Below are 8,399 nucleotides of genomic sequence, written 5' to 3' on the forward strand. Positions count from 1 at the left end.
AGCATAGCACTAAAAAAAACGACCTGTTTTTTGGCATATTTGGCATGCCTTTCTTTAGTCAAACATGTAGGGTTTCTTGTGGAAAGGACTCTACTCTAAGCATTATTGGGTTAGCTTGATGGGCATGGGGTACCGCCAGCAAAACGAGGATTTTAGACGGCAATGATGAAAAGTTCCTAACATACAGCTTTTTTGTACACTAAGAAATATTAGAAGGATGAGTAATATTAAAGAAAGGAGAGAAATCTCAGAAAACCGTATGTTGTTAAATTTTGATATGAAAAAGCCTGATAACCATGAACATCCCAATGGTTATTAGGCTTCTTTCTAAAAACATTCACTTTGTTTCTAATAAGTAAATTTACGGACATAGAAGCTGGTGCAACCTTAATATCGGTAATTTTATTGAAATTTTTTAGTAGTTGATGTTCCTTGTGCTTGGTTAACTGCTGTAAGAGCTGATGAGATTTCATTAGTTGCTTGTTTGAGCGTTTCTTGGGCTAATGTTGGGTCGGAAGAGGATTTTCAATGCTTGGCTTAATAAGGTCTGAGTTAATGTAACATTCGCTTTAGCCTGATTTAATTGGTTTACATCAATATTTTGAGGCATCTTAATCTCTCCTTTAAGTTTTAATACCTCTATATATTTACCATGCATTTAATATTTATTATTAGAAATAATTACCTAAAAAACATCTTGTAGAGGTATTGTTAAGTGCATCCTTGTGCAAAAAAACTTTTAGCTTAAAAGTGGTTGTTAACTTTGAGATAAATGTAAAGGAGATCATTTATAACCTTTTAAAGATGCGAATAAAAATAGGTATCATTTTCGAAATGGATTGCTATCCTCTCGTGCCGATTGAGTTTGAAAAATCTTAATAACTTATAAAAATGAAAAAGGGAAAAAGTTGATTTATCAGGGCTACCCATCTATTTTAAAACATTTTGAAAACGGTAGAAGTACAGAAGGGTGAAGCTCAATGATCGCGATCTATGCAAGGGTGAGTACAGAGGAGCAGGTGAAAAAAGGCTTCATCTTGGAAGATCAGATCAAGGAATGCCGGAAGAATAGTTTTCAGATCCACATTTTTTAAAATGCACTTTGATAAATCAAGTGTAGCTTTGCACAGACCACTATAGTAATTTTGTATATCGAGACAATGTTTATACAATAGTACAGACACCTAACAAGCCCAACCCGGCATACAGATAAGAGTAAAGAAAAAAGCCGGGAGGTGTCTGTATGTCCGGGTTGCTAGCCGTGTTAGCGTACTTTTTCAAAGAGGTAATGCTGTTTGTTTCGTATGTAAAAAACAATGCGTTTCCGCAACCCCTCTCCGAAAATGAGGAGAAAGAATACTTAAAGCTGATGGCCGAGGGAGATCAGGAGGCCAGAAGCAAACTGATCGAACACAACTTGCGTTTGGTTGCACATATAGTAAAGAAATTTGAAAATACAGGTGAAGATACCGAAGATCTGATTTCAATCGGAACCATTGGGCTGATCAAGGCAATAGAAAGTTATTCGAGAGGGAAGGGAACGAAGCTTGCGACGTACGCTGCGCGATGTATCGAAAATGAGATTCTAATGTCATTACCATTGCTGTGAATGACCGCCTTTAGACACGGTTTCTTTTAAATTTGACTGAGGTCATAGCAACGGAAAAAGGTTACATGTGGTGGGTGTCTATCTGCACGTGATGATCAGCTCTCTATACATAAAAGAACGCCTAAAGGCGTTCTCTAGAAATATTAAATTACCAGCGATTTTTCTTCTTTTTCTTTTTGCAAATTTTGCAATTACATTTTGGAAAGCCAGGGTCTTTGATGTCATCTTGATATTTCTTCTTTTTCTTTTTCTTTTTGCTGGAGCTGGAGCTGGAGCTCGACTCAACGTGTTTTTTGATGGGGCTGGAGCTGGAGCTCGACTCAACGTGTTTTTTGCTGGAGCTGGAGCTGGAGCTCGACTCAACGTGTTTTTTGATGGGGCTGGAGCTGGAGCTCGACTCAACGTGTTTTTTGCTGGAGCTGGAGCTGGAGCTCGACTCAACGTGCTTTTTGCTGGAGCTGGAACTGGAACTAGACTCATCAAATTCTTTCTTCTTTTTCTTCTTGCAATCACATTTTGGAAAGCCAGGGTCTATGATCTCATGTATTGATTCTTCTTTATAGACATGGCGAGGGACATATTTGATATGCTCTTTTTTAATACGGATGATAGGGTGAACGAATGTTACTTCTTTTTCGGTATATACGTCTTTAACAATATATTCCGGTTCACAATAAATCTTTTTTCGGGATTTCTTTTTTTCTCCCATTTAAATGCACCTCCTACTCTATTAAATGCATATAGAGAGACGTTGGTATGGACAAACTACTAATTACTAAAAAATTGTGCTCCAGATGTTTCATCAGGAAGTAAACCTGAAAGAGGGCGTATAATAATGTAAGCAACCTGTCTAATAAAGCAGGAAACTATAAATCTAAACAGGGCTGCATGGCAGCTTTTTTTTATTGAACTAACTGGCGTTTAGTTGAAGAAGGTTTTCTGGAATTATTACAGAAGAAGTTAATAAAGTAATTATTATTGGATGCATTAAATTTAAAAGATTAAAAGAGCTTTCTGATGATGTTTACCATCAAGAAATTCAGAGCGTTTTCCCCTCTATATTGAAAGTGGTTTCTCACATGTACATCGTCGATCAACTTTGGTTTCATATTATTTCTGGTAAAGATATGCCCATTGGAAGCAGAAAGAAACAGGGGAAGGGAAAGGTATTGAAGAAATAGATAGGTTGTTTTACATTTTATCTCAGAGATATCAAGAATTTTTAAACCAGCCAGAGGATTTTGAAAAGTTGAGGGTTCTTAATATTCCATGGGAAGAGAAACGCAAAACGTGTTTGTCTGAAATGGTAATGGACGTTGTCACGACTGATTATTCGCGTTATTGGTATTCTGATAAAAATAATTGATTTGTACTGAAACTCTTAAATCCAGAAAATTGTGCAAATAATAAGTTTTATATGAAAGGAAGGAGGAAATGTTATGAATCCTAATTCCATCGTATTAGAAGTATATACTAGTAATCGGAGACTGCACCAAATAACACTGCCAGTAGAAAAGTGGAAAGAGTACAAAGAAAATGAACTGGATATAGAACATGAAGAATTTAGAAAAGAGCAAAAAATCGTGTCAATTACTAAATATCTTTATAATGTAAACGGAAATATAGTCGGATCCCGCCATTCTTTTTATAACGAGGAAGGCCGCCTAGTTCATTTTCAATTGTATGATAACAATTGGGAACCACTTGAATCAGTTTCTCTTTATATTCCCGCACAGAAAAGTTAAAGAGGTTAGGAAGCGGGAGAACTTGAGACGGGATATGAAAATGTACATAAAAACAAAGAAGAGAATAATTTTAGAGAGGAGATTTGATTGAATACAGGAGACATAATAGTTCAATTGATGTTCGTCGTATTCTTTGCATTTCTTATTACTATGGTTGTATTGTTATTTAGAAGTCAAAGCAATCGAAACAAACAACAGAATAATATAGAAAGTAAGAAGACGAAGTTAGTTCTAAAATGAATAACGGCAATAACCTAACCTTAACAAACAGAGGTTGTAAACGAAATTAAGAAATCCATCCGAGAATATGAAACGAAGTATGACCAATGTAAGTTTGATGGTAAAATGGATATCTATGAGCTTGACGAGCCGGACTACAAAGATTGGAAGCATTCAATAAAGGAACCACAAGAACCGGAGTCTTCCCAAGACTAATGCTGTTCGATGGTTTAAGGCTAGTAGATACATAAAGGGGAAATCAACATATGAAATCAATCAAGATCAACATGTTCTTCAGTGTAGGGGAGGGCTATTTAAGAAGGGCCATAGAAGCAATGAAGCGGTCGTCCGATCTCGATGAAAAAACGTTTAAAGAGTATGATGAGGCTTGTTTTGTAGCGGGTTATCTAGCAGGAGATGGAAATAAGGTCACCGTAGAAAAAAATAGAGACGATTGGACAGTGAAAATTCTTGAACGGAGAACTTAAAGAATCTAAAAAAACTTTGTTCGAACTAAATAGCGCAATCTTTAAAAGATTGGGTGCGATCCTGCTAACTTCTCCTTTGTACGAACGATATTTTTTCACGCGTACGAGGCACTTTAAGCCCAGTTCCTCCATGAGACGCGCACCTTTTTATGATTCACTGGGTCTCCTTGATGTCTAAGTTCATCGCGAATCCGGCGATAGCCAAACCGGCCTTCATGTTCATCATAAATCGCCTGTATCCGTTTCTTTAACTCCGCATCCGGATCGGGACGATCTTTATGTTTCAACCAATAATAATAGGAACTGCGTGGGATTTCTGCGAGCTGGATAAGAGCTTTCACCGGAAATTCATGCCTTAACTCATAGACTACTTGCGCTTTGTCTTGTTTGGTGATTTTTCTTTGTTTTGAACTAAGGCATTCAACTTTTTTAAATACGCATTTTCCATACGTAACGCTTCTAGCTCCTGTTGGAGGGCTTCTACAGATCCTTCAGCCGGTGTTGATTTCTCGGAAGATTTTTGGTTTTATTTCTTCATTTCAGGACGCCCCTTTTTTAAAAAAAATTGTAGGGCAGCCCATCCCAGCGTCTTTACTCTGTTTTGCCAGTCCAAAAGAGGAGTATGAGAAGACAGATTAAAGAACGCAGCTGTTTCAAAGAAAGACGTCCCATGTTCGTTCATATAGGTAAGTACGTCTAGTTTAAAGTCTACGGAATAATTTGGATAGCTTTTGATAAAAGCACGTTCTCCATGGTATTCGTATCTTTTCACCCAGTACATAAGAAAAGCACCTCCAAATTTTAGAGTGTGTCTAAAATTTGGGGTGCAGTTCAAGGAGGCAGAGGTCACTATTGTTAAAATTCATATTCTTCTTTATTTTCCTTTGAAGCGAATACCGCTGAGCTACCTTTTACGACTCTATCGTAACTTGTCATAAATTTAGCTGTCGGTAATTGTGTACCTTGTTGGAAGTAACCATGACCTTCTTCGAAATCATCGTATTCTTCTCCGTTCTTTTCTGCAATCTTCTTGAATAATTCCTCTTTTAGGCCAGCTTCTTCATAAGCAGTTATTATTTCCTGCAATTGTTTAACGTAAGTTTTGTACGGCAATCCAACATGATACCAAATTTGTTCATCGATCCCATCAACTCTAACTTTCGCGGTATCAAAAACTTCCCATCCTTGTTGCTGAAGTTTATGAAGTGCGCTCTGATCCCTGACTTGATCAAACCTTACGTATTCTCTCATCAATAATCAGCCTCCTTTGAGTCTAATTATATGGCACAAGATTCCGAATTGTCTATTTAATATGTATATAATACACACTCGATGAATTTATCCAGCATTTTTCGAGTGGGTTATCGAGTGATTTCGCAGGTATAAGGCTATTATTAGTTCCTTATTATGTAGCTCTGTTTTCCATACTGATCAAAAAGTATCAGCCGAAGTTTGCTTTGAAACAATAAACTCTCTTTAAAAATTAAGGGAGTTTATTGGCAGTAAAATATAAAAGACTGTTAAATCTGTCGGTCTATGTTTTGGATTAGTGCCTAATTTATCTTCTTATTATCCTTGTTGAACACTTTGATTTTATAAGGATCATGGCGAACTTCTTTTGTTGTCTTGTCTGTTTGAATAAAGGAATGGATTTCTTTCTCAATCCTTACAGCCAACTGTGATGCGTTGGGATTATTTGCTTGGTTTAATTTTCGAATTAAAAAGTGTTTTTTTAACTATTACCACCATATTTCTCTCAATTTCAGCTGAATTTTTAACTAGAACACCTATCTATTAATTTGCTTTGACTTCTTTGTTCTGTTATAATAAAAAAGAATTATTTTTGTTCGGTGTAAAAGCATATATGTATTCGACTTTTCATCTTGATGATTACTTTGGGCAAGGATAGTAACACATTGTGCACTAGGAGGCAACAAATATGGAACAAGGTACAGTTAAATGGTTTAATGCAGAAAAAGGTTTCGGATTTATAGAACGCGAAGATGGAGACGACGTATTCGTTCATTTCTCTGCTATCCAAACTGAAGGTTTCAAATCATTAGACGAAGGTCAAAAAGTTATTTTTGACGTTGAGCAAGGTGCCCGTGGAGCTCAAGCTGCAAACGTTAAAAAAGCAGCATAATACATTATTTAATAAAAAAAACAGGTCCCTTCTTTAAAAAGGACCTGTCAGACCGTAGACAAACCCCTTTTCAATTTTTTTGAAAAGGGGTTTGTCGTGGTTTGCCCAGCATGGGTGCAGGCTATAGCGTGAAAGTCCTGAACTGTGAAGGCAGTAGTAGTAGAAGCCTAAGACAAGATGGTGCGAGGGACTCGCATAGCTGAAGGAAGTCGGCGGCAAACTTCCGCCCCAGGAACACGAACTTCATACGAGGCTAGGTGACATTGGATGAGGCTGCCATACAAGCCAAAGTCCTTACTGCCAAAGGTTGTCACAGAGTAAATGAAGTGGGGACATGGAAGAAAAGTCTGCACTCTTACCCGGGGAGAGCCTGTCGGAACGGCCATGCCCACGTCGTTGTGAGACGACGTTGAACGGCAGGAAGTCAGCTGAGGTCATAGTATTTGGGCACTTTGCGGAGGAAGGACCGAACTTGTTAGGAAGAATGGCACCTGCACGTACATCCCACTCGATCAGGCTTTTCACCATGGCAAACCGGTACCGAAGTCCTTTGCCAGGTTCCCACTTTCTTTTCTTCTTTTTTTTCGGTTCGCTGCTCTCTCCGCTGCAGAATTGAATAATCCTTTTTCCTCATTCGTTTCTGGAATGACTTTTGGCACGTGGGTAGGCTTACCGTCTTGATCAACTGCGACCATTGTTAAAAAAGAAAGTGCGCATACATTCCGTTCTCCTGATAGTAAGTCCTCTGCTATTACTTTAACAAATACTTCCATTGATGTTCTGCCTGCATATGTAACAAAAGCCTCTAGACAGACGGCATGACTGACATGAATAGGGTGCAAGAAGTCTACAGAATCAGTCGAAGCTGTAACAGTATTTCTACGGGAATGGCGCATTGCGGCAATTGAAGCTACATCATCTATATAAGCCATTAGTTTTCCACCAAACAACGTTCCATGATTGTTTGTATCAGGTGGTAACACAATGCTCGTTTTTACTACAAAAGAATCCCTGCATTTTTTTTGATCTATCATAAAATAACGACCTTTCTTTTCTTTTTATAGGAAGTTAGCAGTTTCCTGAAATAAGCATAGGGAACTATTTATCATCTTGGTATTTAATAACTTCTATATGTTCATAAGTTTTTTTAACAACCATTAATAGTTGTTCATCATCCATATGGTTAGTAATTTCATTCGGTTTTTCACTTCTTTCCTCCGCCAAAAGAGTCAACTCCTTTCTCAACCACAGTATTAACGTTAGTTTTCTATTTCAATCAATTATAATTTCTATTGTCCAAATTGTTACTTACTGCAAGGGGATGTTGCAACAGGTTTCCTTTCCATAAAATTCGTATTACCTTTAAGTTAAAACTTGAGAAATATGCATGAGAATTGACCCATTTATCTAATGATTGAGCATTAATTTTCTCAATACCCAGTTTTCGAACAACATGGTAGAATTTGTCTACAGAGTAAAAACTGTAAAAAATAGAAAAGGGGATATTCAACATGAAGTTACCAAGCAAAGTAATATCATGCGGACTGGCACTTGGATTACTAACCTCCGCAGTGTTATCATCTGCGACATTCGCGTACTAAATCCATTAATTGTAGGCGTATCACATCACCATGAAAATCAACAATCCTCAATTCCTTTTTATGCTGAACCACAGCATGAACCTTCCCGATTAATAAATGAAAATCTCCCCGTTCAAAATATGTAAAGCACAAATCCAAATTATGTTCCATTGCCTCACCAATTGTGTCTTCCATCAGTACCAGCTGCTGTTCATCTAATTCCGGTTTCACTTTTTTCTCCTGGTCCCAGTCAAACTGCCGTAGTGCTTTCACATGTTCAGGCAGCATCATAGCAGTCCATTTTATGGATTCTCGATCACGTAACATATTTATTCCTCCCTTTAGTTTTATTTTCTTTATTATATGCGAATGTTTGTTCGTGTAGTAGTGGAAAAAAGGCCCTCTAAAAGAGGTCCATAACTTCTGTCAAATTTCCGCGCTGTTATGAGTACCAATATTACTGACTCTTCTTGAACTAACTGGGCAGGTTAGCATTCCTGTAGATGGCTAATTTTGATCTTTGATAAAAATAGGGCTCCTCAGTAAGATGAATGTATCCCAAACAACCATCTAGGAGGAAGCCCTACTATGAAGTTTAAAATGCAGAACAAACAA

11 protein-coding genes and 2 pseudogenes are annotated in these 8,399 nt (G+C 37.5%); 7 read left to right on the forward strand and 6 right to left on the reverse strand.

The window, feature by feature from the left end; translation table 11 throughout:
* Window positions 1-980: 980 nt before the first annotated feature.
* The 6 genes and pseudogenes from M1K46_RS25310 to M1K46_RS25330 all read left to right on the forward strand — a co-directional run bounded on the left by M1K46_RS25310 (window position 981) and on the right by M1K46_RS25330 (window position 4,061).
* Window positions 981-1,094, forward strand: a complete 114-nt coding sequence (locus M1K46_RS25310) for a recombinase family protein (protein ID WP_256228213.1) — start codon at window positions 981-983, stop codon at window positions 1,092-1,094.
* A gap of 149 nt (window positions 1,095-1,243) precedes the next feature.
* Window positions 1,244-1,606 (forward strand): annotated as a pseudogene (locus M1K46_RS25315) (sigma-70 family RNA polymerase sigma factor); the annotation flags it as partial.
* A gap of 73 nt (window positions 1,607-1,679) precedes the next feature.
* The gene (locus tag M1K46_RS25320) at window positions 1,680-2,159 is read left to right on the forward strand and encodes a hypothetical protein (RefSeq protein WP_256228214.1); all 480 of its coding nucleotides are present in this window, start codon (window positions 1,680-1,682) and stop codon (window positions 2,157-2,159) included.
* 436 nt (window positions 2,160-2,595) lie between these two features.
* Entirely contained in the window at window positions 2,596-2,790 is a 195-nt protein-coding gene (locus M1K46_RS25970) for a DinB family protein (protein WP_375162251.1), read from the forward strand.
* A 258-nt stretch (window positions 2,791-3,048) separates the two neighbouring features.
* A complete protein-coding gene (locus tag M1K46_RS25325) occupies window positions 3,049-3,354 on the forward strand; it encodes a hypothetical protein (RefSeq protein WP_062234413.1) in 306 nt (101 codons plus the stop codon).
* A gap of 485 nt (window positions 3,355-3,839) precedes the next feature.
* A complete protein-coding gene (locus M1K46_RS25330; RefSeq protein ID WP_062234420.1) occupies window positions 3,840-4,061 on the forward strand; it encodes a hypothetical protein in 222 nt (73 codons plus the stop codon).
* 42 nt (window positions 4,062-4,103) lie between these two features.
* Here the strand turns inward: M1K46_RS25330 and M1K46_RS25335 are convergent.
* The 3 genes and pseudogenes from M1K46_RS25335 to M1K46_RS25975 all read right to left on the reverse strand — a co-directional run.
* Window positions 4,104-4,845 (reverse strand): annotated as a pseudogene (locus M1K46_RS25335) (IS3 family transposase); the annotation flags it as partial.
* A gap of 71 nt (window positions 4,846-4,916) precedes the next feature.
* Window positions 4,917-5,312 carry a hypothetical protein gene (locus M1K46_RS25340; RefSeq protein WP_256228215.1) on the reverse strand — a complete coding sequence of 132 codons (396 nt, stop codon included), beginning with the start codon at window positions 5,310-5,312 and terminating at the stop codon, window positions 4,917-4,919.
* A gap of 302 nt (window positions 5,313-5,614) precedes the next feature.
* On the reverse strand, window positions 5,615-5,779 hold the full coding sequence (locus M1K46_RS25975; RefSeq protein ID WP_375162252.1) for a DUF4030 domain-containing protein: 165 nt from the start codon (window positions 5,777-5,779) through the stop codon (window positions 5,615-5,617).
* 221 nt (window positions 5,780-6,000) lie between these two features.
* On the opposite strand from M1K46_RS25975, the gene M1K46_RS25345 reads away from it, so the two are divergent.
* Window positions 6,001-6,204: a cold-shock protein gene (locus tag M1K46_RS25345; protein WP_256228216.1), complete on the forward strand. Its 204-nt coding sequence runs from the start codon at window positions 6,001-6,003 to the stop codon at window positions 6,202-6,204.
* Between the two features lie 521 nt (window positions 6,205-6,725).
* Here M1K46_RS25345 and M1K46_RS25350 read toward each other — a convergent pair.
* From M1K46_RS25350 to M1K46_RS25360, 3 genes are all read right to left on the reverse strand, one after another.
* A complete protein-coding gene (locus tag M1K46_RS25350) occupies window positions 6,726-7,238 on the reverse strand; it encodes an acyl-CoA thioesterase (protein ID WP_053357799.1) in 513 nt (170 codons plus the stop codon).
* A gap of 64 nt (window positions 7,239-7,302) precedes the next feature.
* A complete protein-coding gene (locus M1K46_RS25355; protein ID WP_255357561.1) occupies window positions 7,303-7,428 on the reverse strand; it encodes a hypothetical protein in 126 nt (41 codons plus the stop codon).
* Window positions 7,429-7,781: 353 nt separating this feature from the next.
* Window positions 7,782-8,111, reverse strand: coding sequence for a YolD-like family protein (locus M1K46_RS25360; RefSeq protein ID WP_256228217.1), 330 nt, complete (start codon window positions 8,109-8,111; stop codon window positions 7,782-7,784).
* Window positions 8,112-8,399: the final 288 nt, after the last annotated feature.

Origin of the sequence: Fictibacillus sp. WQ 8-8 (genome assembly GCF_024494405.1) — a bacterium.
In the GTDB taxonomy this organism is placed as follows: domain Bacteria; phylum Bacillota; class Bacilli; order Bacillales; family Fictibacillaceae; genus Fictibacillus_C; species Fictibacillus_C marinisediminis.